The 22345-nt window shown below is 61.4% G+C and carries 21 protein-coding genes and 2 tRNA genes; 13 read left to right on the top strand and 10 right to left on the bottom strand.

The window, feature by feature from the left end; translation table 11 throughout:
• Nucleotides 1-197 precede the first annotated feature (197 nt).
• The 3 genes from DFP86_RS02440 to mmuM all read left to right on the top strand — a co-directional run bounded on the left by DFP86_RS02440 (nucleotide 198) and on the right by mmuM (nucleotide 5531).
• Nucleotides 198-3029, top strand: a complete 2832-nt coding sequence (locus DFP86_RS02440) for a bifunctional diguanylate cyclase/phosphodiesterase (RefSeq protein WP_133678421.1) — start codon at nucleotides 198-200, stop codon at nucleotides 3027-3029.
• Between the two features lie 141 nt (nucleotides 3030-3170).
• Entirely contained in the window at nucleotides 3171-4541 is a 1371-nt protein-coding gene (locus DFP86_RS02435; RefSeq protein WP_133678420.1) for a pyridoxal-phosphate dependent enzyme, read from the top strand.
• A gap of 24 nt (nucleotides 4542-4565) precedes the next feature.
• A complete protein-coding gene (gene mmuM, locus DFP86_RS02430) occupies nucleotides 4566-5531 on the top strand; it encodes a homocysteine S-methyltransferase (RefSeq protein ID WP_133678419.1) in 966 nt (321 codons plus the stop codon).
• A gap of 16 nt (nucleotides 5532-5547) precedes the next feature.
• Here the strand turns inward: mmuM and DFP86_RS19675 are convergent, their stop codons facing one another.
• The 3 genes from DFP86_RS19675 to DFP86_RS02415 form a co-directional block, all read right to left on the bottom strand.
• Nucleotides 5548-6939, bottom strand: a complete 1392-nt coding sequence (locus DFP86_RS19675; protein ID WP_166642121.1) for an NUDIX domain-containing protein — start codon at nucleotides 6937-6939, stop codon at nucleotides 5548-5550.
• Nucleotides 6940-7047: 108 nt separating this feature from the next.
• Nucleotides 7048-7122, bottom strand: a tRNA-Glu gene (locus DFP86_RS02420).
• Between the two features lie 2 nt (nucleotides 7123-7124).
• Nucleotides 7125-7200, bottom strand: a tRNA-Ala gene (locus DFP86_RS02415).
• Between the two features lie 142 nt (nucleotides 7201-7342).
• On the opposite strand from DFP86_RS02415, the gene hpnC reads away from it, so the two are divergent.
• The 6 genes from hpnC to radA are packed head-to-tail and all read left to right on the top strand — an operon-like array spanning nucleotide 7343 to nucleotide 12947.
• Complete coding sequence (hpnC, locus tag DFP86_RS02410) at nucleotides 7343-8155, top strand: squalene synthase HpnC (RefSeq protein WP_133678417.1); 813 nt, start codon at nucleotides 7343-7345, stop codon at nucleotides 8153-8155.
• A 26-nt stretch (nucleotides 8156-8181) separates the two neighbouring features.
• Nucleotides 8182-9027, top strand: a complete 846-nt coding sequence (gene hpnD, locus DFP86_RS02405; protein ID WP_133678416.1) for a presqualene diphosphate synthase HpnD — start codon at nucleotides 8182-8184, stop codon at nucleotides 9025-9027.
• Nucleotides 9024-10307 carry a hydroxysqualene dehydroxylase HpnE gene (gene hpnE, locus DFP86_RS02400; protein ID WP_243729285.1) on the top strand — a complete coding sequence of 428 codons (1284 nt, stop codon included), beginning with the start codon at nucleotides 9024-9026 and terminating at the stop codon, nucleotides 10305-10307. The genes hpnD and hpnE overlap by 4 nt, the downstream gene beginning before the upstream one ends.
• Before the next feature lie 5 nt (nucleotides 10308-10312).
• Nucleotides 10313-11077, top strand: a complete 765-nt coding sequence (locus DFP86_RS02395; RefSeq protein WP_133678414.1) for an SDR family oxidoreductase — start codon at nucleotides 10313-10315, stop codon at nucleotides 11075-11077.
• A gap of 1 nt (nucleotide 11078) precedes the next feature.
• Nucleotides 11079-11585 carry a hypothetical protein gene (locus tag DFP86_RS02390; protein ID WP_133678413.1) on the top strand — a complete coding sequence of 169 codons (507 nt, stop codon included), beginning with the start codon at nucleotides 11079-11081 and terminating at the stop codon, nucleotides 11583-11585.
• Nucleotides 11586-11594: 9 nt separating this feature from the next.
• Nucleotides 11595-12947, top strand: coding sequence for a DNA repair protein RadA (gene radA / locus DFP86_RS02385; RefSeq protein ID WP_133678412.1), 1353 nt, complete (start codon nucleotides 11595-11597; stop codon nucleotides 12945-12947).
• A 14-nt stretch (nucleotides 12948-12961) separates the two neighbouring features.
• On the opposite strand, the gene DFP86_RS02380 is transcribed toward radA, so the two are convergent.
• The 3 genes from DFP86_RS02380 to DFP86_RS02370 form a co-directional block, all read right to left on the bottom strand.
• Entirely contained in the window at nucleotides 12962-14056 is a 1095-nt protein-coding gene (locus DFP86_RS02380; RefSeq protein WP_133678411.1) for a sigma-54 interaction domain-containing protein, read from the bottom strand.
• Between the two features lie 237 nt (nucleotides 14057-14293).
• Entirely contained in the window at nucleotides 14294-14842 is a 549-nt protein-coding gene (locus DFP86_RS02375; protein ID WP_208108194.1) for a ferritin-like domain-containing protein, read from the bottom strand.
• 47 nt (nucleotides 14843-14889) lie between these two features.
• A complete protein-coding gene (locus DFP86_RS02370; protein ID WP_133678410.1) occupies nucleotides 14890-15231 on the bottom strand; it encodes a BON domain-containing protein in 342 nt (113 codons plus the stop codon).
• Nucleotides 15232-15619: 388 nt separating this feature from the next.
• Between DFP86_RS02370 and DFP86_RS02365 the strand changes: the two genes are divergently transcribed.
• The 3 genes from DFP86_RS02365 to DFP86_RS02355 all read left to right on the top strand — a co-directional run bounded on the left by DFP86_RS02365 (nucleotide 15620) and on the right by DFP86_RS02355 (nucleotide 17446).
• Nucleotides 15620-15952 carry a BON domain-containing protein gene (locus DFP86_RS02365; protein ID WP_208108193.1) on the top strand — a complete coding sequence of 111 codons (333 nt, stop codon included), beginning with the start codon at nucleotides 15620-15622 and terminating at the stop codon, nucleotides 15950-15952.
• A gap of 24 nt (nucleotides 15953-15976) precedes the next feature.
• Nucleotides 15977-16780 (top strand): OmpA family protein, encoded by an 804-nt coding sequence (locus tag DFP86_RS02360; protein ID WP_208108192.1) that lies wholly within the window; start codon nucleotides 15977-15979, stop codon nucleotides 16778-16780.
• Between the two features lie 204 nt (nucleotides 16781-16984).
• Nucleotides 16985-17446, top strand: a complete 462-nt coding sequence (locus DFP86_RS02355; protein ID WP_133678408.1) for a ferritin-like domain-containing protein — start codon at nucleotides 16985-16987, stop codon at nucleotides 17444-17446.
• Between the two features lie 434 nt (nucleotides 17447-17880).
• On the opposite strand, the gene DFP86_RS02350 is transcribed toward DFP86_RS02355, so the two are convergent.
• The 4 genes from DFP86_RS02350 to DFP86_RS02335 form a co-directional block, all read right to left on the bottom strand.
• On the bottom strand, nucleotides 17881-18267 hold the full coding sequence (locus DFP86_RS02350) for a con-10 family general stress protein (RefSeq protein WP_133678407.1): 387 nt from the start codon (nucleotides 18265-18267) through the stop codon (nucleotides 17881-17883).
• Between the two features lie 202 nt (nucleotides 18268-18469).
• On the bottom strand, nucleotides 18470-18808 hold the full coding sequence (locus tag DFP86_RS02345) for a DUF2325 domain-containing protein (protein ID WP_133678406.1): 339 nt from the start codon (nucleotides 18806-18808) through the stop codon (nucleotides 18470-18472).
• Nucleotides 18809-18887: 79 nt separating this feature from the next.
• The gene (locus DFP86_RS02340) at nucleotides 18888-19667 is read right to left on the bottom strand and encodes a hypothetical protein (RefSeq protein WP_133678405.1); all 780 of its coding nucleotides are present in this window, start codon (nucleotides 19665-19667) and stop codon (nucleotides 18888-18890) included.
• 131 nt (nucleotides 19668-19798) lie between these two features.
• Nucleotides 19799-21481: an ABC1 kinase family protein gene (locus tag DFP86_RS02335; RefSeq protein WP_133678404.1), complete on the bottom strand. Its 1683-nt coding sequence runs from the start codon at nucleotides 21479-21481 to the stop codon at nucleotides 19799-19801.
• A 61-nt stretch (nucleotides 21482-21542) separates the two neighbouring features.
• Between DFP86_RS02335 and DFP86_RS02330 the strand changes: the two genes are divergently transcribed.
• Nucleotides 21543-22280 carry a C40 family peptidase gene (locus DFP86_RS02330; protein ID WP_133678403.1) on the top strand — a complete coding sequence of 246 codons (738 nt, stop codon included), beginning with the start codon at nucleotides 21543-21545 and terminating at the stop codon, nucleotides 22278-22280.
• Nucleotides 22281-22345: the final 65 nt, after the last annotated feature.

Genomic DNA, 22345 nt, shown 5'->3' with positions numbered 1-22345 from the left:
AAACACGGCGGGTATAGAGCAGAACCGCACATAAATCAAACTTAGTCGAGAAAATTAGTGCGCTAGCTCGAAAAAATATTGCTCTGCAGCAAACAAACCCTGCAAAAGCGGTGCCGTTACTTTAAATAAATTTAACATGGTTTATATGTAAGATATTGACATTAAAAAACGGGCCGCGACGCGCGCGTCGGGATGCCATGAATCACTTCGCCAGGTTTTCCCTGTCTCGTTTTTCCATTTGGTATGCCGTTGCCGCCGCGCTGTGGGTCGGCCTGGCCGATTGGTTTGTCAGAGCCGCTTTGCGCGATGGCCGAGCATCGTCCGTCGTGCCATGGGCGCTGGTCGGACTATTACTGTTGGCGGGCCTGTTGTCGCTGTACCTATTGCATCGTTTCATGGCGGAGACGTTCAATCGCTCTCTGCGCGATCTGCGCTTGCGGGAGCAGCGTTTCCTGCATGTCTTCAATGCCGTCAGCGAGGCGGTATTCGTTCATCATCCGGTCACGGGCGAGATCCTGGATGCCAATCAGCGCGCCATCGACATGTACGGCTATAGCGGTGAGACCTTGCGCACACTGGATGTCGGCCAGCTGTCGACCAATGTGTTGCCCTATACCATGGCCGAGGCCAAGGTGAAATTGCTCAAGGCGATGACGGAGGGGCCGCAGCGTTTCGACTGGCTGGCGCGGCATCAGTCGGGCACGGTATTTTGGGTGGAGGTGACACTGCGTCTGGCGCACATCGGCGAAGAGGATGTGGTGCTGGCCATGGTGCACGACATCAGCGAGCGCAAGCATTTGGAGCAGTCTTTGCGCCGCCGCCAGGCCATGTATGCCGTGCTCAGCGGCTCCAATCAAGCCATCATTCATGCCTGTTCCCGTCAGGAATTGTTCGACCTGGTGTGCCAGGCGATGCTGAAAATCGGCTTGTTCCGCCTGGTCTGGATCGGCGCCCCCCAGCAAGGACTGGATCTGCCGGTGGTGCCGTTGGCCTATGCCGGGTACGCCACCGAGTTTTTGGAGGAATTGTCGAATTATACCTGGAACCAGCTGATCGAAGCCGGTACGCCGGCCGGCCGTGCCTGGCAAGGTAAGACGCATGTGATCGAGAAAGATTTTTCCACGCTCGGCAATCCGCTGGTGGTCGGGCTGCGCGTGGCGAATGTGCATGGGTTGCTGTCCTGCATGTCGATGGTGATCGGCGGGGGCGGTTTTCAGGGCACGCTGACGGCCTATGCCAGCGAGAAGGACTTCTTCGACGACGAGGTCGAAGCGCTGATGCTGGAGGTGGCCAAGGAAGTCTCCTTCGCCTTGAATAATCTGCGCGAGGCCGAGCGCCAGGTCGCGACAATGGAACGGATGAAGCTGTTTGCGCGAGTGTTCGAGGAGAGTCGCGACGGCATTTTGATCTGCGACCGCAGTAATCTGATTCTGATGGCCAATCGCGCCATTACCACTTTGTTCGGCTATCAACAGGACGAACTCATCGGCCAGTCCCCGCGCATGCTGCGCTCGGGCCAGCACGACACGGCGTTCTACCGCGAAATGTGGGATGCCATGGCCAAGGAGGGTTGTTGGCAGGGGGAGGTGTGGGATCGACGCAAAGACGGCGAGCTGTTTCCCTGCTGGGCCAAGATCTACATCATCCGCGATGAGGAGGAGCAGGTCAGTCATTACTTCGAAGTGATCAGCGACTTGTCCGAGCACCGCGCCCGCGAAGAGCTGCAGTGGATGAAACGCTACGATTTGCTGACGCGTCTGCCCAATCGCTCGATGCTGGAGGAGTATGCCGCCGCTGCCATCGCTTATGCGCGCGAGCATATACAGCAGGTGGCGATGCTCAGTATCAACCTCGACCGGTTCCACTATGTCAACGAGTCGCTTGGACATATGGCTGGCGACCAGGTGCTGAAGATTATGGCCGAGCGCTTCAGCGAAGTATTGGGCGAACAGTGTGTGCTGTCGCGTTTGTCGGGTGGCGCCTTCGTCGCCTTGTTGCCTGCGCTGCACAATCCCCAGCAGGCCGAATCCGTGGCGAACCGACTGCTCAAAGTGGCCTCGCGAGTCTACGAGCTCGAGGGCATCAAGATCAGCCAGACGGTCTGTATCGGCATCGCTTTGTTCCCGGTGGATGGCGACGATTTCAAGACTTTGCTCAAGCATGCCGATTGCGCGCGCATGGAGGCCGCCTCCCACGGCGGCAATCACTTCCGTTTCTTCGTGCATGCCTTGAACGAACGTGTACGCGACCGGCTGAGTTTGTCGACCGATTTGGTGCAGGCGTTGGAGCATGACCGTTTCGAGCTGTATTTCCAACCGCAGGTGGCGGCGGACGATGGCGAACTGACCGGGGTCGAGGTCCTATTGCGCCTGCGGCATCCGACCCAGGGCCTGATCAGCCCAGGGGACTTCATTCCGGTGGCCGAAGAGACCGGTCTGATCGTGCCGCTCGGTGCCTGGGTGATCCGCGATGCCTGTCGACAATTGCGCTTGTGGCAGGCGTTGGATGTGGGGACGCTGTCGATCAACCTGTCGCCATTGCAATTGCAGGATCCGCAGTTGTTCGAAATCATCATGCAGGCGCTCGACGTCAACCAGATCGTACCGGCACTGATCGAATTCGAGATTACCGAGAACGCGCTGATGCGCAATTCGATCTCCACACTCAATCAGCTCAACAGACTCAAGCAGCTCGGCGTCCGTTTGTCGATCGACGATTTCGGCACCGGCTACTCCAATCTCAGCTATCTGAAACAGTTTCCGGTGGATCGTCTCAAGATCGATCAGGCCTTTGTGCGCGGGGTGCCGACCGACAGCAATGATGTGGCGATCGTCGATGCCATTCTGGCTGTGGCGCGCGCGCTGGGCTTGTCGACGTTGGCCGAGGGGGTGGAGACCCAGGCGCAGGCGGATTTTCTGCGCGCCAGGCGGTGCGACGAGTTTCAAGGCTATTTGTATTCACGGCCGCTACCGGCAAACGAATTCGAAGCATGGCTGCATACCCGGCGGCTGATCGCGCGCCATGGCTAGTCCGTCACGGCCAAGTTCTTGGCTCTACCCTGTCCATTGATGCCATTTTTATATTCCTTGTTGAAATATAAATGCAAGGTGATATATTTTATGGATCTTTTTGGGTGTCGTCGACGCCCTTGACGGACAGGAGAGAAGGCCATGTCGAATTCATCGGTTCTTGATCTGATCGGCAATACCCCGCTGGTGCGGGTTCAGCATCTGGATACCGGCCCGTGCCAGTTGTACCTTAAATTGGAAAGCCACAATCCGGGCGGTTCCATCAAAGATCGGATCGGTCTGGCGATGATCGAGGCCGCCGAGCGCGACGGTCGGCTTCGGCCCGGCGGTACGCTGGTCGAGGCGACTGCCGGCAACACCGGGCTTGGGCTGGCGCTGGTGGCGGCGCAGCGGGGGTATCGGCTGATTCTGGTGGTGCCGGATAAGATGAGTCGCGAAAAGGTGCTGCATTTACAGGCGCTGGGCGCCGAAGTGGTGTCGACGCGCTCGGATGTCGGCAAGGGGCACCCGGCGTATTACCAGGATCTGGCGCAACGTATCGCCGACGAGACGCCGGGAGCCTATTACATCGACCAGTTCAATAATCCGGCAAATCCTCAAGCGCACCAGACTGGTACCGCGCCGGAAATTTGGCGGCAGATGGCACATGAGGTCGATGCCGTGGTGGTGGGGGTTGGCTCAGGCGGTACCTTGACCGGCTTATCGCGCTACTTTGCCGAGGTGTCGCCGCAGACCGAGTTCGTGCTGGCCGATCCGCAGGGCTCGATTCTGGCCGATTATGTCGAAACCGGCGCCTTCGGCACGGCGGGGAGCTGGTTGGTCGAGGGGGTGGGCGAGGATTTCGTGCCGCCGCAGGCCGATTTGTCGCGCGTTAGCCGGGCATACCGCATCGATGACCGGGAGAGTTTCGAAACGGCGCGGCTGTTGTTGCAAAAAGAGGGGGTGCTGGCCGGCTCTTCGTCCGGTACCCTGGTGGCGGCGGCGCTGCGCTACTGCCGAGCGCAGGCTGTCCCTAAACGGGTGGTGACCCTGGTGTGCGACAGCGGCAACAAGTATCTGTCCAAGATGTATTCCGACGGTTGGATGCAGGATCAGGGCATGATCGCGCTGCCGCAGGTCGGCACGCTGCTGGATCTGATCGCGCGCCGTCACGATTTGGGGCAGTCGATCATCTGCCGGCCGGATGAAACCTTGATCCAGGTATACCAGCGCATGCGGCAGTTTGACGTTTCTCAGTTGCCGGTACTGGATGGCGATCATGTGGTCGGCATCATCGACGAATGGGATCTGCTGCTGTCGGTGCATGGCGAGCCGGAAAATTTCCGGCTACGAGTGGCCGAGGCCATGAGCGCCGACGTGACGACCTTGGCGCCGGATGCCGGCTTACAGGATTTGCTACAGGTATTCAACGATGGCTACGTTGCGCTGGTGGTGGAACGAGGGCATTACCTTGGGCTGATCGCCCAGGCGGATTTGCTGGCATTCTGGCGCCGTCAGCCGCATCCTCGTTAAATCGGCGCCGACAGGGAGGGGAATATGCGAGAAGGTGACAATCCGTTACGCGACTTTCTAGCGACGCAGTCGGTCGTTGTGTTGGATGGTGCGCTAGCCACAGAGCTCGCAGCGCGCGGCTGCGATCTGAACGACCCGCTATGGTCGGCGCGCGTGTTGATCGAGGCTCCGGAGCTGATTCAGCAGGTGCATGCCGATTATTTTGCCGCCGGTGCCGACGTGGCGACCACGGCCAGCTATCAGGCGACTTTTGAGGGGTTCGCCCGCCGCGGATTGACGCACGAGCAGGCGATCGAACTGATGCAGCGCTCGGTCGAGCTGGCGCGGTCGGCACGCGATGCCTTCTGGGCCGAGCCTGCTCATCGGGAGGGCCGATTGCGGCCGCTGGTGGCGGCCTCTGTCGGGCCGTATGGCGCCTGGTTGGCGGATGGCTCGGAGTATCGCGGCCACTATGGCCTGGATGAAGCGGCGCTGATGGACTTTCACCGCCCGCGCTTGGCGGCGTTGTTGGCGGCGGGGCCGGATCTGCTGGCGTGCGAGACCTTGCCTTGTCTGGCGGAAGCGCGTGCGTTGGCCCGGCTGTTGTCGGAGTTTCCGTCGGCATACGCCTGGATCAGTTTTTCCTGCCGCGACGATGCCCACAACTGCCAAGGCGAGGCGCTGGCCGATTGCCTGGCGGCGCTGGAAGGCTTCGAACGGGTCGTGGCGGTGGGCATCAACTGTACTGCGCCGACTTTTGTGCCGGCATTGCTGCGTAGCGCTGCGCGCATCACGCGCAAACCGTTGCTGGTGTACCCGAATTCGGGCGAACAATACGATCCGGCCAACAAATGCTGGCACGGCCCGCGCGATGCCGGGGAGTTTGCCGCCGCCGCGCGCGATTGGCACCGCGCCGGCGCGCGTTTGATCGGCGGTTGCTGCCGCACGGGGCCCGCGGAAATCGCCGCCGTAGCGGCGTGGGCGCGTGCCGATACCGTGGCGCCGGGCTAAGCCGCCGATCGCTGATTCATGGCGGACTCATTCTAGCTTGGACGCGATGCCAGCTTTCCCTGGCGCCGGCAGCCATCCATACGCCCAGTAGCGCGAAGCCCGCGAGCGACAGCAAGGCTTGTTGCCAGAAGACTTGCAGTAGTTGCACGCCGCCAAGCGTCAAAATCATCGTCAGCACCATGCCGAGCAGCATCCACAGCGTCTGCGGCAACGATGCCTGCCCCGAAGCGTCGCGCCTCGGCGGCAGGGCGTAGCCCAGCGATAGCGCCAGCGGCATCAGTAGCGTCTGCTGTTGGCTAAGCGCGCCGACGATCAGGCTGGCTGCCGCGAGCAGCAGCCAAGTGGTGCGCCGGGTCTCGCTCGGCTCGGCCGCTTGCGCCTGCTGCCGCCACTGTCGACGTTCCGCTGCGATGAGCAGCAAGGCTAGAGCCAGGCCGACCAGGATGTCCGTGATGAAGTGTACGCCGAGCCACACCCTGGCCACGGCGGACCAGCCTGCCAGCATCACGGCGATCGGCACGGAGAAGGTCAGCGGTAACCAGGGGCGCAGCCAGAGGGCCATGGTGCCCAGGAAGAATATCGCGCCGCAGGCATGGCTGCTGGGCATGCCAAAACCGGCTGCGCCGGTTTGGCTTAGCGCCGGCATGTAATGGAACGGGCGCGGTAGGGCGATCAGCGATTTGATGCCCTGGGTCAGGATAGCAAGCAGCACCAGCCAGAACGCCATGCGATGCAGATAGCGCCAGCCGAGCACGAGGCAGATGAAGGGTAGACAGAGAACGTAGAACCAGAGTTTTCCTAGGAAGTGGCCGCTTCGAAAGAACCCGCCCCATCCGGGAGTGGCTTGCTGGAAGGCGCGAATCAGGCCAAGTTCGGTCTGCCGGATGCTGGGCGCAGTCTCGACGAAGCCGGTAGTGTCGATGTGCGGGCTCTCCGGGATGCGATCGAGTTGCGACATCAACCGCTCGACCTGGTCAGGGAAGCGTAAGGGCGCCGTTCGGGTGGCTGCGGCGGTAAATAGTCCGGCCTGGGATATCTCGATGCCGAGGTGCGGCGCGAGCAGGATGTCGATACGCCCATTGGCCGTTCGCAACGGGGTCAGACTTTCGCAGGCAAAAAGATGGAAACGGTTGTCGAAACCAGGCAATGGCGGGCCTAAGCGTACCTTGAGGCCGGTTTCCTCCCATGTCTCGCGTTCGGCGGCTTGCCGAGGGGTTTCGCCGGTTTCGATGTGGCCGGCCGGCAGTGCCCAACGATGGGCCGGGTCGCCTTGCACCAGCAGCAGGCTATTGCCGCTACGGATGGCGCAACCGGCTGCCTCTTTGGCGTTCGCCACGGGGGGCTGGCCGGCCAAGAGCGTTGTCAGGATGAGCGGCAACAGGGTGCCGAGCGAACATCGGGTCAGCAAGAGCATCTCTCCTTATAAGGGGTGAGTTGGTTTGTTGACTGGATTTCGTCGAAATTGTTCGAGCGGTGGCAAAGAAAAAGCCCGATCGTCTGATCGGGCTTTGCAATCTGGCGTCCCCACGGGGAATCGAACCCCGGCCGCCGCCGTGAAAGGGCAGTGTTCTAACCGCTAAACTATAGGGACTGTGGTGGAGATAAGCGGGATCGAACCGCTGACCTCTTGCATGCCATGCAAGCGCTCTCCCAGCTGAGCTATACCCCCGTACTGCGAACAGTGGGGCGCATTATAGGGATGACACTTTTTGCTGTAAAGGGGGTTGGCGAAAAATTTTCGAATTTCGTTCGCCGCCCCCCGACACTGCCCTCGGTTATAATCCAGAGTCTGTCACTTCCCCGTGCCCAATATGTCTGTCGGCCACTACGAAAATTTTCCGGTCGGGTCGCTGTTGCTGCCGCGTCGTCTACGCGTGGCGGTGCATGCGATCTATCGTTTCGCGCGCCATGCCGACGATCTGGCCGATGAAGGCGATGCGCCGGCGGCGGTTCGGCTGGCGGCACTGGATGCGTTGCGCGATGAACTCGATCGGATCGCGGCCGGCGAAATCCCGCATACCGAGCTGATGCGCGATTTGGCACGGGCGATCGCCCGGCACGATTTACCGCTGGCACCGTTTTACGACCTGTTGTCCGCCTTTTGCCAGGATGTGGTCAAGACCCGTTACGAGAGCTTTGCCGAGCTGATGGATTATTGTCGGCGCTCGGCCAATCCCGTCGGGCGCCTGATGCTGGCGCTGTATGGCGAAACCGATGCGCGTAGCCTAGCGATGTCTGACGGTATCTGTAGCGCCTTGCAACTGATCAACTTTCTGCAGGACGTCGCCATCGATTGGCGCAAGGGGAGGGTGTATCTGCCGCAGGAAGATCTGGCGCGCTTCCGCGTCGGCGAGGCGCAGATCGCGGCCGGCGCCGCGGGCGGCTTGTGGACGCCGCTGATGCTCAAGGAGATCGAACGCGCGCGCAAGTTGCTGCATGCCGGCGCGCCGCTGGGCAAAAGGTTGCGCGGCCGGATCGGCCTGGAGCTGAGGTTGATCGTGTTGGGTGGCGACCGCATTTTGCAAAAGCTGCATCGAAGCGGCGGCGATGTGTTTTCGGCGCGGCCGGTGTTGGGCTGGCGCGACTGGGTATGGATGATGTGGCGCGCATTAAGGGCGCGTTGACCGGAATTTTCGATAAGGAGAGGCGTGTGACGCCCGAGCAATATTGCCAGGACAAGGCCGCAGCAAGCGGTTCCAGCTTCTACTACAGCTTCCGCTTTTTGTCCGAGACGCGCCGACAAGCGATTACGGCGCTATACGCTTTCTGCCGCGAAGTCGACGACGTGGTCGACGAAACGCATGAGCACGAAGTGGCGCATGCCAAGCTTGCCTGGTGGCGAGAGGAGATCGCCCGTCTGTTTGCCGGCAAACCCGGCCACCCGGTGACGCAGGCGTTGGCGCCACACGTGCAGCCGTTCGGGCTGCCGCAAGAAGCCTTGTTGGAAATCGTCGATGGCATGGAGATGGATCTGAAGTTCGCGCGTTACGAGCGTTTTCAGGATCTATTGCTGTATTGCCGGCGCGTGGCCGGCGTGGTGGGCGAGCTGTCTGCGCGTATCTTCGGTTTTACCGATCCGCGCACCCTACAGTATGCCGACCGTCTGGGCGTGGCCTTGCAGTTGACCAACATCATCCGCGACGTCGGCGAAGACGCGCGCCGTGGCCGTATCTATCTACCGATCGAGGATCTGCACGCATTCGATGTGCCTGCCGCGGATCTGCAACATGGACGCGAGAGCGATGCCTTCCGTCAGTTGATGCTGTTCCAGATCGACCGGGCGCAGGATTACTACCGGCAGGCATGGACGTTGTTGCCCGAGGCCGATCGCAAGGCGCAGCGCGCCGGCCTGCTGATGGCGGCCATTTACCGTGCCACGCTGGAGGAGATTCGCCTGGATGGCGCGGATAAGGTGCTCAATCAGCGGCTGTCGCTGACGCCTTTGCGCAAGCTGTGGCTGGCATGGAAAACCTGGACCTTCGGCTACCGGCCGTGAAACCGAAAGTCGCGATCGTCGGCGCCGGCTGGGCCGGTCTCGCCGCGGCGGTCGAACTGGCCCCGCATGTCGAACTGACGGTGTTCGAGGCCGGGCGTCAGCCTGGCGGCCGCGCGCGCCGGGTGCGCGACGACGGCCGTGTCATCGATAACGGCCAGCATATCCTGCTGGGGGCGTATGAAACTTGTTGGCGGCTGATGCGCCGCGTCGGTGCCGACCCCGAGTCGATGCTGCTGCGGCTGCCGCTTGCCTGGATACAGGCAGACGGGGTGACGATGCGTTGTCCGCGTTGGCCGGCGCCCTGGCATCTGTTGGCCGGACTCTTGACGGCGCGCGGGCTATCCTGGCGCGACAAAGGGCAATTGTTGCGTGCGTTGGGTCGACTGTCGCTGGCCGGCTGGCGGGTCGATGGCGATCCGACCGTGGCCGCATGGCTTGCTGCAACGCGGCAAGGGGAGGCGGTGCTGCGGGCCTTCTGGCGACCTTTGGTGCTGTCTGCGCTGAATACGCCACCGGAACGGGCCTCGATGCGCATCCTGGCGACAGTGTTGCGCGACAGCCTGGGTGCGACGCGTGCGGCAAGCGATATGATGTTGCCACGCTGCGATCTATCGGCCTTGTTCCCCGACCCCGCCATGACCTGGCTGGCCGAGCAGGGCGCGACACTGCGGCTGGGATGCCGGGTGGCGGCGGTGACACCTGCCGGCCCAGGCGTCCAAGTGGACGGACAATACTTCGATGCCGCCATCGTCGCCTGTGCGCCTTATCACGCAACACGTTTGCTGCCGGCGGAAATCTTGCCGCCTGCCGTCAAGAACCTGTCTTTTCTGCCGATATATACCGTATACCTATGCTTCGCGCGCGCACCGGCGCTGCCGGCGCCGATGATGGGGCTGTCCCGGGGCGTGGTGGATTGGTTTTTCGATCGCGATGCATTGTGCGGTGAGCCCGGTATGTTGGCCGCAGTGATCAGCGCGCCCGAGCCCGACACGCTGCCGGTGGACGACGCGGCGCTGGTCGCCGCGGTGTTGGCCGATGCCCGCCGCATCGTGCCGGCCTTGCCGGAGCCTGTCTGGGCGAGGGTGTTGGTCGAGCGCCGAGCCACCTTTGCCGCGACGCCGGGGCTGGATCGACCCGGCGTGAGGCTTGGGGCGCCAGCGTTATTTTTGGCCGGCGATTGGGGTGATGGGGAATATCCGGCCACGCTGGAAGGCGCGGTCAGAAGCGGAGTGGCTGCGGCTCACGCGCTACTGCAGGACACGACTCAAACAAAGCGATAAAAAAGATGAAAAAAGAATTTGCCCGGGATTATCTGGCTGGCCGCGTGATTCTGATTACCGGCGCCACCAAGGGGTTGGGGCGCCAGACGGCGCTGACGTGTGCCGCCCATGGCGCCACCGTCGTGCTGGTGGCGCGCAACGTCAAGCGACTCGAGGCGGTGTACGACGAAATCGTTGCCGCCGGCGGCCCGGAGCCGGCTGCCATTCCTCTCGATCTGTATACCGCTCTCGAGCCCGAATTCAATAGCGCGGCACAGCAAATCCAGAGTGCGCTCGGCCGGCTTGACGGTATCGTCCATTGTGCGTCCTATCTGTACGCTGTATCGCCGCTTGCCGACCAGGGTATTGACGAATGGATGCATCAATATCGGATCAACACCGTGGCGCCGCACGCGCTGACCCGCGCCTGCCTACCGCTGCTTTCGCGCTCGCCGGATGCCTCGGTACTGTTCGTCGGCGAGACGCATGGGCTGCATCCCGGGGCGTACTGGGGGGGCTTCGGCGCTTCCAAGGCAGGACTGGTCTACTTAACCAAGGTTGCGGCCAGCGAGTGGGACGATCGGCCGAATCTGCGGGTCAATCTGCTGGTGCCGGGGTCGATCAATTCGCCGCTGCGCATGAAAACCCACCCGGGCGAAGATCGCAGCGAGCGCGCCGAACTATCGGACGCGATGCCCTGGTTCCTATACTGGCTGGGGAGCGACAGCACTGGCCGCAGCGGTCAAATCATCGAGCTGGATCTGCGCCGGCGAGATCAGGAAGGGGGCTAGGATGCGTGCATTGCGGGTGTTGCCTTTGATACTGTGTCTGTCTGGCTGTAACTGGATCAATCATGTCACCGGTTTGTCCAAGGACGATGACCGCGCGATCGGCGCGGCTTGCCGTCAGACCGGCCGCTCGCTGGAAGAGTGCTATAGGCGCAATCCCGATGCCGACAAGGCGCAGGTGTTCGCCGGCTGGCGCGAGATGCACGAATATATGACCAAACAGTCGCTGCCGACCATGTCGCCGCCGCCCGAACCGCCGCCACCGGCCTCGGCTCCGGCTGCCGCACATGCCAGTAGCCACAGCGACAGCGGCCAGCAACCGACCCTGTCGGATAGCGGCGACGAGAGCGACAAGCCTGACCCCGAGGTGCAGGCGGTGCTCGATACCATCAATAACCGCAACAACGGCAATGCCCGATCCCAGCCCAGCAGCGAGGAGCAGAAGCAGTTGCAGCAGTTGCTCAAGCAGGGTGCGGGCAGCGGCTCCCCACCCCCTAAACCCAAGAAATGATCGGTGTGCATGGCCAAGAGTAAAACCGTCTTCGTTTGCACCGAGTGCGGCGGGGAAAGCTTGAAGTGGCAAGGACAGTGCCCGCATTGCGGCACTTGGAATACCCTGACGGAGTCGGTCGCGCAGCCTGAGCCGAGCAGTCGCTACGCGGCGTGGAGCGGCACTGCCGACGTGCAACTGCTATCCGAGGTGCAGGCCGAGGATGTCCCGCGCGAAACCTCAGGCATCGAGGAACTCGATCGTGTGCTCGGTGGCGGGATGGTGCGCGGCGCCGTGATTCTGATCGGCGGCGATCCCGGCATCGGCAAGTCCACGTTGCTGTTGCAGGCGCTGGCGGCCATGGGGGCGACCCGGCCGGTGCTGTATGTGTCGGGGGAGGAGTCGCCGCAGCAGATCGCCATGCGCGCCTCCCGGCTGGCAGTCGATGCCGGCAAGGTCAAGCTGCTGTCGGAAATTCGCATCGAAGCCATCATGGCGGCGCTTAAGCGCGACCGGCCGGAGGTGGTCGTCATCGATTCCATCCAGACGCTGTATACCGACCAGGTGACTTCGGCGCCCGGCTCGGTTTCCCAGGTGCGCGAATGCGCAGCGCAACTGACGCGCATGGCCAAACAAAGCGGCATCACGCTGCTCTTGGTCGGCCATGTGACCAAGGAAGGTTCGCTAGCCGGTCCACGGGTGCTGGAGCACATGGTGGATACCGTCTTGTATTTCGAGGGGGACTCGCACTCCAGCTTCCGCATGATCCGCGCAGTCAAGAATCGTTTCGGCGCCGCCAACGAACTGGGCCTGTTCGCCATGACAGAGCGCGGTTTGAAGGGGGTATCCAACCCGTCGGCGATCTTTCTCTCCTCCTGGCGCGACGATGTCTCGGGCGCCTGCGTGTTGGTCACTCAAGAGGGAACGCGACCGCTGCTGGTCGAAGTGCAGGCGCTGGTGGACGATGCCCACGGTTTTCAGCCCAAGCGGCTTAGCGTTGGCCTGGAACAGAATCGGTTGGCCATGCTGCTTGCCGTGCTGCATCGCCATGCCGGGGTGGCCTGCTTCGACCAGGATGTGTTCCTCAACGCGGTAGGTGGGGTGAAGATCAGCGAGCCGGCAGCGGATCTTGCGCTGATCCTCGCGATTGTTTCCTCGCTGCGTAATCGCCCGCTCCCGCCAAAACTGGTGGTATTCGGCGAGGTGGGGCTCGCCGGGGAGGTTCGGGCCGTGATGCGCGGTCAGGAACGCTTGCGGGAAGCCGCCAAACTCGGATTCGAGCGCGCCATCGTGCCGTTGGCCAACCGACCGCGCCAGCCGATCGAGGGACTGGAAGTCATTGCCGTCGATCGCCTCGAACAGGCGATCGACTACTGCCGCTAGGGCTGCCGTCCCGGTCAGGCCATGGATGGTTTGATGTCCGTCGGGTCGGCGAAATTATCCGCATAGAAGTTCAACCGGTTGTAAATCGTTTTCAGGCTGACACCGAGCGCCTTGGCCGTGCGGCGCTTGTTGCCCTGATAACGATCCAGCGTGGCAAAGATCAGCTGCCTTTCCACTTCTTCCAGCGGCGTTCCTACTTCCACTTCGATCACCTCGCGTGCTCGGGATCGGGGGGAGAGCGGAGCCAGGGTGTCGATGTCGACGATCTTGTCCGCCAGGATATAGGCGCGGTGAATGCAATTTTTCAACTCGCGTACATTGCCCGGCCAGTTGTGCTGGCGCAGCTTGTCCTCCACGCCAGGTGCAAAGCGCTTACGGGTTCCGCACTGTTGATTCTTGGCATCCAAAAACCTGTGTGCCAGTAGAATGATGTCGTCATCGCGCTCGCGCAGCGGCGGCAGCACGATAGGGAAGACGGCCAGACGATATAACAGATCCAGTCGCAGCTTGCCGTCGTGCACCGCCTCTTGTGGTTCGCGGTTGGTTGCCGCTAGCATCCGGGCATTGCCGACGATCTCCTTGTCTCCGCCGACCCGGGTGAAGCGGCCCGTTTCCAGAACGCGCAAGAGACGCACCTGCAGGTCGAGCGGCATTTCTGTGATTTCGTCCAGAAACAGCGTGCCGCCATTGGCGCGCTCGAAGAAGCCCAGGTGGGTTTTGTTGGCGCCGGTGAAGGCGCCTTTTTCATAGCCGAACAATTCTGACTCGATCAATGTCACCGGCAGTGCGCCGCAGTTGATGGCGATAAAGGGGGCCGTCGCGCAGCCGCTCATTTCGTGGATAGTCTGTGCGATCAGTTCCTTGCCGCAGCCGCTTTCTCCCACAATCAGCACCGACGCATCGCTGTCCGCAACGCGTTCGATAAGCCGAAATACTTTTTGCATGGCGGAGGAGGCACCATAAAGCCGGCCGAATCGGCTATCTGCGTGAAGGAGGGGGGAGGGCGAATCTGCGGCACGGACGGCTTCTTGCGCGGACGACACCGTCAAAGGTTGTGGCAACGACGTGACGGAGGAATAGCTTGAGTCCTGTCGAATGGATTCGAACATATTGGATTCCTTCTTCGTTTGTGGGGCTGAGTAAAGAAGAGGAGGCCGTCAGCCCCGAGGATGCAACGGTCGATTTCATCCTGCATGGGGCTATCCTAAGTTCGTGAGTTTTTATGTCAATCGACCAAACATCTATTCCACAGTCGGCATATTCCCATACGCTTTGGACTCGACGTGAGTCGTTGGCACCGTACCCCCGCCACGCTTTGAGTGCGGCGGGGTTTTGGCATGTTGTCCCTATTTGATGCCGCTGAGCTGGCTCTCCATGTTTTCGGCGTGGTGCGCTGTTGTCTCAAGAATCGCTTCGAGTAGATGTCGGGTCGTCGGGTCGTCGGTGCCGATGAAGTCGATCATTCTGCGATAGTGTTCGATGACGATGCGCTCGGCGATCAGATTGACGCGCATCATTTCCTTGAGCGTGTCGCACATGACGTATTCGACATGGCTTCGGGCGCCGATATGCTTGGGGTTCAGATCGGGCTGTCCGCCCAGTTGCACGGTGCGTTCGGCCAGAGCGAATACATGTTCCAACTTCTGACTAGCGTGGTCGCCGAGTTGGGTTGCCGCGCTCTCGGCATTGAGTCCGGATGCAGTGAAATAGTGCTGCCTGTAGCGCAGCATACCGGTCAGTTCAGTTGCCAGCACTCGGCTAAGCAGATCGAGCAGTACTTGCCGATCGCCACGATAGCCGGTTGGTGCGGCCTCTTGCGCCAATGGGGCATGCGCTCGTTGCGTTGTATCGTTCGTTAGGCGGGTGGCCATGTCGGCGGGATGGTTAGATGTCATGACGAAACCTTTCACTTTAAAAGAGGGGCGACCGCGATATGAATGCGTTACGGGCCGACCGAGACATGATTGTTGACGTGTATGACGCCTGCGACGCCGGCGGCCAAGCGCGAGACGGTGTCAAGCGTGGCTTGGTCGGGGACTCGGCCACAGATGGTCACGATCCCGTTTTCGCTGTCGACACTCAGCTTGATGGTGCTTAGACCGGCATCCCCCGCCAAGACTGTCTTGACGCGCGCCGTGAGCGCGGTGTCGTCGGCCGGTGTGTGAACGGAGCCCTCCGAAGGGGGCTCGGGGGTGGATTGCCGGTCGCAGGCGGCCAGGGGGGCGATACAGACGGTACAGATAAGAAGGGGCAGGATGCCGTTTCGGATCGCGTGGTATTTCATATCCAAGATTCCTCCGTAGCTTGTCGGGATTGGCGAGTAGCCAGCGATTCGAGCAACCTGCGTGCCTGGGGCGTGTAGACGAGACGCTAGGGCATATCCCTCACTCCCTTGCCCCAGTTCCCCATGTCGGAAACGCCGAACGATTGAACAAGTTTCAACGCCGATTGTATTTCTGACATCGCCACCCCCCGGTTTGTCTTCCCGCTCTTCCCAAACGCGCTGACCAATCGCACGCCTGACCGCTAAAGGGCGATGTCTCGACGATGAACGCAATGGGCGACATCGATGGCGTCGACGTTGCGCGCGGGTGGCACAGCATTTGCGGACAGGGTGGGTGACATCGCTTTAAGTCAGTTGCTCGGCCAACATGTGAACAGGGGTTCTTAGCATGAAAAAACTGCTTGCCGTCCTAGTTTCGAGTTTTGTCATTGCGATGTTCTCGACCGCCACCGTCACCGGTTGCACCGTGACCAGCGGTCAAAGCACGGTCGGTCAATATGTCGACGACGCCACCATTACCGCTCGCGTCAAAAAACGCTTTGCCGGCGACGACAAGGTCAGCGCCATGCGCATTTCGGTGGAAACCCTTAAGGGGGTCGTCGAACTCTCCGGCTTCGCCGTCAGCGAGTCGGAGAAAAACCGTGCAGGCGAAATCGCCAAGGCAGTCCCTGGCGTGCGTGCCGTGCGCAACAACATCCTTATCCAGCCGCCAAGGCAATGAACGAAGGAGAGGTCTATGGGAAAAATGAATGCCATTTGTTCCCTTCTCGCGATGACGGCGCTGCTGTCCGGCTGCGCTTCCCCATCGGCGGCCGATCCGGAGCTTGCATCGGCGCAGCGGGCCTACGACAACGCCAGCCAGAATAGTCTGGTGGTTCGTTGGGCTCCCCTGGAGTTGGTGCGCGCCCGTGAAGCCCTTGAGCTGGCTTTGCAAAGTCGGGCCCAACGGCAACATCCGACGGAGATCCGGCATTTGGCGTCCTTGGCCGTTCAGCAGGCGGCCGTTGCCGAACAGGTCGCAAGCAGCCGCGAGGCAGATGAACGCGTCGCCACCGCGAGCCAAGAGCGAATCAGGTTACTTGCCGAAGCGCGGATCCGCTCGGCCGAACAGCGGGCCGCCAGTCTGCGAAGAGCGCTTGATGCCGCACTAGCCGCGCCGTCTCGGCTGACCGGGCGAGGGTTGATCGTTACGCTCGACAGTGTTTTGTTCCGCTTTGCCGGAGCCGATCTACGGCCGGGTGGCTTGAGTACGGTTGCCAAACTGGCCGGGGTGTTACAGCAGTATCCTGAGTACCTGGTGCTGGTGGAGGGGCATACGGATAGCCGTGGTTTGGACGCCCGTAATCAGATCTTGTCCGAACGCCGTGCCGAATCGGTAAGGCATGCCTTGATACGGCAGCAGATCGACCCTGGGCGAATCGAAGCCCGCGGCTACGGCGAGCGCAAGCCGATCGCCGATAACCGCAGTCGTGCCGGACGCCTGCTGAATCGTCGCGTAGAGGTGCTGATTTTCAAGGGGAGGACGCCTCCTGCGCTGGAGCAGGATTGATGGGGCCGCGAGCGGAGTGCGCCAGGGCAGCGGTAAGCTTGCGGCCTTGGCGCTTTGTTTTAGCCATCCCAAGGGGGGAAATCAGCACGCTGTGTAGAGTTCGCCGCATCCGAGTCGGGCACGGCATTTGCAAAGGAGACGATGGCGTAGCCATCCCTATGATGGCGTTCGAGCTGGCGTTACCACTCAATGAGGAGGTGAACCATGCAAAACCAGGCGTTGGTAGAGGTTCTCAACGACTTGATAGAAGTTTGTAAAGACGGCGAGTACAGCTTTACCCAGAGTGCCAATCAGGCACTTGCCGACGAATTGAAAGCAGTACTCCACCGTCGTGCCGCGGATTACCGTGTTGCGGCGCATGCATTACAGGATTTGGTGCGCATTCACGGCGGGCGCGCCTATACCGGCGGTACGCTATCCGGCGCGTTGTATCGCGCTTGGGTGGGGGGGCGCAGCATCCTCCTGGGGCAGAGTGAAGATCGGGTTATTCTGCAAGAACGAGAACGAGGCGAGGCGAAAGCCAAAGAGAAGTACGCCCAGGCACTGATGCTGCCACTGCCCGATAGCGTACAGCTGATCGTGCAGCGGCAGTATGAAGGTTTGCTGGAGAATTATGTGGATATCGCCACGCTATGCGACCGCTACCGTTCGCGTGCCGAATCCTGAGCGGACGGCGAGACCGGCGGTCGATCGGCCAGGTCGTCGCTGTGGTGGGCTATATCCGCCTCATCGCCGAAGTTGGCTTCGACGAGACGCGCCACATCCGGCTCCTTTGGCTGTAGCGTGTCTGTCGTGGGCGGGGCGGGTAGGCGGACAGTAGTTTTCGTGTGTGGCATCGCGTCGTTTACCTCTGTCTGAATGAAAGGCGGGATAGGGCAGAGCCCCCTGTACCGATCGGGTAGCAACCGGCATGCCCGCAACGGCTCAGGGGGCGTCGGCTCAGATTGTGCGATGCCTATTCACTCTGGATTAAGGGCGCGCTCGGTTTTGCTCTCGGAGTCGTTGGCGTGGATAGATGACGAATCTTGCTGAGACGACGTGCAGGCGATGCCGAGGGGAAAAGCCGGGCCATCGGCCCGGCTGTGCAGTCTGTGAGTGGCTTATTGTGCGCCGGTTTTAGAAATCTCCTCGTCCTCTTCTTCGGTTTCCGATTCGCCCCCCTCTTGTTTCCCACTGACCATCGGCGTCTCATGGCGGTCTTGCTTTTTGTTCTGCTCGGTGGCGCGATCGTTGCGATGGCTGCGTTCGCCACCCTTGCGGCCAATTTCAGCCATGTGTTGACGGTCTTCGCTGACGGTCTCGCCGCCCTTGCGGCCCGCTTCGCGCGCTTCCTCCGGCGTGAATTTGTGGGCGGTGCCTTTCTCGTGTGCGGCGTGACCGCCCTTACTGGCGATTTCGCGTTGCCGTTCTTCGTCCATCGAGGCAAAGCCCTGCAGGCCTTTGGGCGAATCCGGTTCCTGTGCGTGGCTTGCTTGTTTGCTAGTCATATCCGTTGCTCTCTCGATACGGGGGCATCCGATCCGCAGCCGTCCACTGCGCGTTTCGCTGAAGGCTCTGGATAGGAGACGGAGGGGATCGGGATATGCCCAGTTGCCTCAGCAACGGTCTGTCAGCAATTGTCGTGCCGATTCGTCATGTGGCCCAGGAGGAGGGGGTGTTGGCCCCGCTGAACCCGTGAGAGTGCAATTTTTATCTGCCTGTTTGTAATCGTTGCGAACAATTCGCGCAGGTGTCGATGGTGTGGAGGCCCACGGCGCTTAGCGATTGCCGCAGCGCACAGACCGAGCGGCGGCAGGCGATGAAACGCACATTCTCTTGCGACGCCAAGGCCCTGAAGTGGCGCATGACGTTATGGCCGAGAAAGTCGGTAAACAGAATGAGCAGCTCGGTGTCGACGGGAAGCTTGTCTAGCTTGCGTTGGTGGGCGCTGTTGCGTCCGCTGACGTGGCGCTGAATGGTGATGCCGAATTGATTCAGCACATCGGGTATGTTGCCAAGGGTATCAGCGCCGACCAGCATTGCATTCATGTGTTTTCTCCTGTCCTGACGAGTTTATACGTTAATGAGAATGGTTCTCATTGTCAATTCGTCATGACAGGGATTTGGGTCAGGCGCTGATATCGACTTGGTGCAGGCTGCCGCATGGTTCTCCCGTGTCTACATAGCCTCCGTCACGCAAACCATGGGCGTACGTCGGCAGCGCATGGTCGCGTCCGGAGGGCAGAATCCGGGCCGCCATGCTGAGGATATCCGGGTCGCTGCCCAGAGAAAATTGGGCAAAAACGGGCGTGCCGGATAGAGCCGCCACGGCCGGCGCGGGTAGGGCCGTCCATGGTGGGTTGCAGCGATCCGCTGCGTGCAATTCGGACAAGGTGGTCAACGAGGAGTAGTCCACGCGCGCGCCTTGGCAGGCGCCGGCATGGCGGCTCAGGGTGAAGCTGCCTGACAGTGCGCCGCCGCCTAGCGCCGATGGTGCTTTCGGCAGTTGCATGTCGAGTACGAAAGGTTGCGATTCGCCGTCGACCATGCTCATACGCCCGATGACGGTCAAGTGCAGTACCCGGCTGGACGGGTGGACGAGGGCATGGCGCGCGGCGGCGAGCCAGGCGGGGGCCTTGGCGTCGTCGTAAAGCGACCCTGTGATGTGTTGCGGGTCGTGGAGCTGCAGCGGCTGACCGGTCAGTGCTTCGAGGATACCCTGCATCAACGCCAGCAGTGTCTCCTGGCTCAGTGCGGCAGCCAGTTCGCCTTCGCTTGCCTGGTGCAGATCGACCAGGTCGTCATGCGCGTCGTCACGGTCCTGGGCGGAGGCCTTGCCGGCGGTGGCCGCGGCCTGTGCCTGCGATTGGCCTGTGCCGGGCGACTGACTGACGGACTGGATACGCATGATCGAGACTCCCTGTGTTGCTGGTCTTTATATCGTCTCGATCCGCCATGCCTTTAGGGGTGTTGCCGGCGGTGACGTGCGTTGCTGCGCGAACGCACGCTACGCCTGGTCGCCGCCGATGGCTATGCACGTCAATATTGCTTGCCGGAGCGCCAGATCGAGGCGATCAACCACAAGCCGTTGAGCATGGCGATCAAAAAGCCGAACAGGCCAAGAAAAGGTAGGCCGAATAGCCGTGGGCCGGCATTGACCGTCATGACGATCGACGAGCCGATGATCAGTGCGCCGGTGACGATGCCCATCGTCAGTCGGTTGGCGCTACGGTCGAGCTGACGGGCAAAGCTGTCCAGACGCTTGAGATCCAGATTGACGCTGAACTTGCCCTGGCGCATGTCCTTGCTTAGCCGCGCCATGCCGCGCGGTAGCGACGACAGCATGCTCAGCGTTTCGCCAAGGGTGTGACGGCTACGCTTGAGCAGGTTGGCCGGGTGGAGGCGGGCACGCACCAGGCGGCGGACGAACGGCGTCAGGTGCTCGATCAACAGGAAGTCGGGGTCGAGCTGGCGGCCGAGTCCTTCGAGCGTGATCAGTGCCTTGAACAGCATCGCCAGATCCGCAGGCAGCAGGATCGAGTGGTTGCGGATCAGCTCCATGATTTCGCCGATGAGTTGGCTGATGCGGAGATTCTTCAGCGGCACGTGCTCGTAGGCGAATACCAGTTCGCCGATATCGGTGGCGAATTGCGCCTCGTCGATCTGTTTGCTGCCGGTCCATTCGATGAGCGCGTCCATCATTGCCCGCTCGTCGTGCTGAGCGAGTGCCGCCAGTAGGTCGACGATTTCGTCGCGCCGCGCGTGCGACAAGCGGCCGACCATGCCGAAATCGACGAAGGCGATACGAGGCCCCGGCTGAAAGATGACATTGCCCGGGTGCGGGTCGGCATGGAAGAAGCCATTGATCAAGATCATCTTCAGCACCGCGTCGGCGCCGTGGCGCGCCATGTCGGCCGGGTCGAGCCCCATGCTCGCCAGTTGATCGATGCGGCATCCCGGCACACCCTCGATGAAGTCCTGTACGTTGACCATCGGGTTGGTGTACTGCCAGTGCACGCCCGGTACCGTGACGTGTTCGTCGCCGGCGAAGTCGCGGGCGAAACGCTCCATATTGCGCGCCTCGATTTCCAGATCCATTTCCCGGGTCATCGAACGGGTGAATTGGCGCACGATCTCTTGTGGCTGAAAACGGCGAGCATCCGGAAACTCGGCCTCCAGCACGGTGGCCAGGTGCGACAGGATGCGCAGATCGGCCTGTACCTTTTCCACGATGCCCGGGCGGCGCAGCTTAACCGCTACCGCACGGCCGTCGTGCAGCACGGCGCGATGGACCTGGGCGATCGAGGCCGAGCCGATGGGTGTGGCCTCGAACCTGGCGAATAGCGCCTCCGGCGGTGCGCCAAGCGCCGAGTGCAGCAACTCGGGGAGTAGGGCCGGGTCGATGGGCGGCACATTGTTCTGCAGTTTTTCGAATTCGGCGATCCAATGTGGCGCGAACACATCGACGCGGGTGGAAAGGATTTGCCCTAATTTGATGAAGGTCGGCCCCAACTCCTCCAGCGCCTGTCGTACCCGTACCGAGGTAGGGGTGGTTTCGGCGGTATCCGATTTTCGCAAGTGCAGCCATTCGCCTGCGACTTCCATCGCGCGCGGCAATCGTAGGCGTTCGGCAAACTCCCCCAACCCGTGCCGAATCAGGACTCCGGAGATTTCTTTCATGCGCGGCAGATCGCGCATGGCAATCAATGTTTCTTTCAACATATTGTACGTGCCTTGAGTAGGCGGCTTTACACTGCCTGTCCTGTCCGTTAAAGTCCGGCCTATGAAATTGCACCGCCGCATACTCGCCCTCGCGCTGGCAGGCTGGTTGGCTTGCGTCACCGCCGCGCCGGACAAGACCGCACCGGATAAAGTCACCAAGGACGATAATACCGCAGCCGAGCCTGCGGGGGATCCGATTGGCAATTATGCCTCTTCAGCGACCGACGATGCCGTCGGCGACATGCTGCTCCAAGCCATCAGCCTGATGGGGGTCGCCTATCGCTTCGGCGGTTCCAACCCCAGCACTGGCCTGGATTGCAGCGGCTTTATCCAGTACGTGTTCAAGAAATCGCTCAAGGTCAACCTGCCGCGCACCGCCGCGGGCATGGCCAAAGTCGGTCGATCCATCAATCGCGCGGAACTGATGCCGGGCGATCTGGTCTTCTTCAACACTCGCGGATTTTCTTATTCACACGTAGGAATTTATCTCGGCAACGGTAAATTCATCCATTCGCCGCGCACCGGTAAAAGTATCGAGGTTGCGCAGTTGAACCAGTCCTACTGGGTGGCGCACTACAACGGCGCGCGTCGAGTGGCACGCGGCAGTGGTGGGGACAGTGCCGCCAGTGGCACCGATGTCGCCGCGGCGGCCGATGTGCCGGCCGATAGCAGTTCGACGCTCGACACGACGCCGGGTAAGCGGGTGAAGTCGGTGTGCGTCAAGGGGAAAAAATGCAGGACCGTCGGCGCCAAGGCTGCCGGTGCCAAAAAGAGCGGCAAAAAAACCCGGAGGCATTAATAACTTTGCGGGTTTATACTAGCGAATCATAGAAGATGCCCGCGTCCAGCGGGCATCTTCGTTAA

Source organism: Paludibacterium purpuratum (assembly GCF_004363805.1).
GTDB classification, from domain to species: Bacteria; Pseudomonadota; Gammaproteobacteria; order Burkholderiales; family Chromobacteriaceae; genus Paludibacterium; species Paludibacterium purpuratum.
The sequence above is the reverse complement of the archived record's forward strand: the minus strand, read 5'-3'. Positions and strand labels throughout refer to the sequence as shown.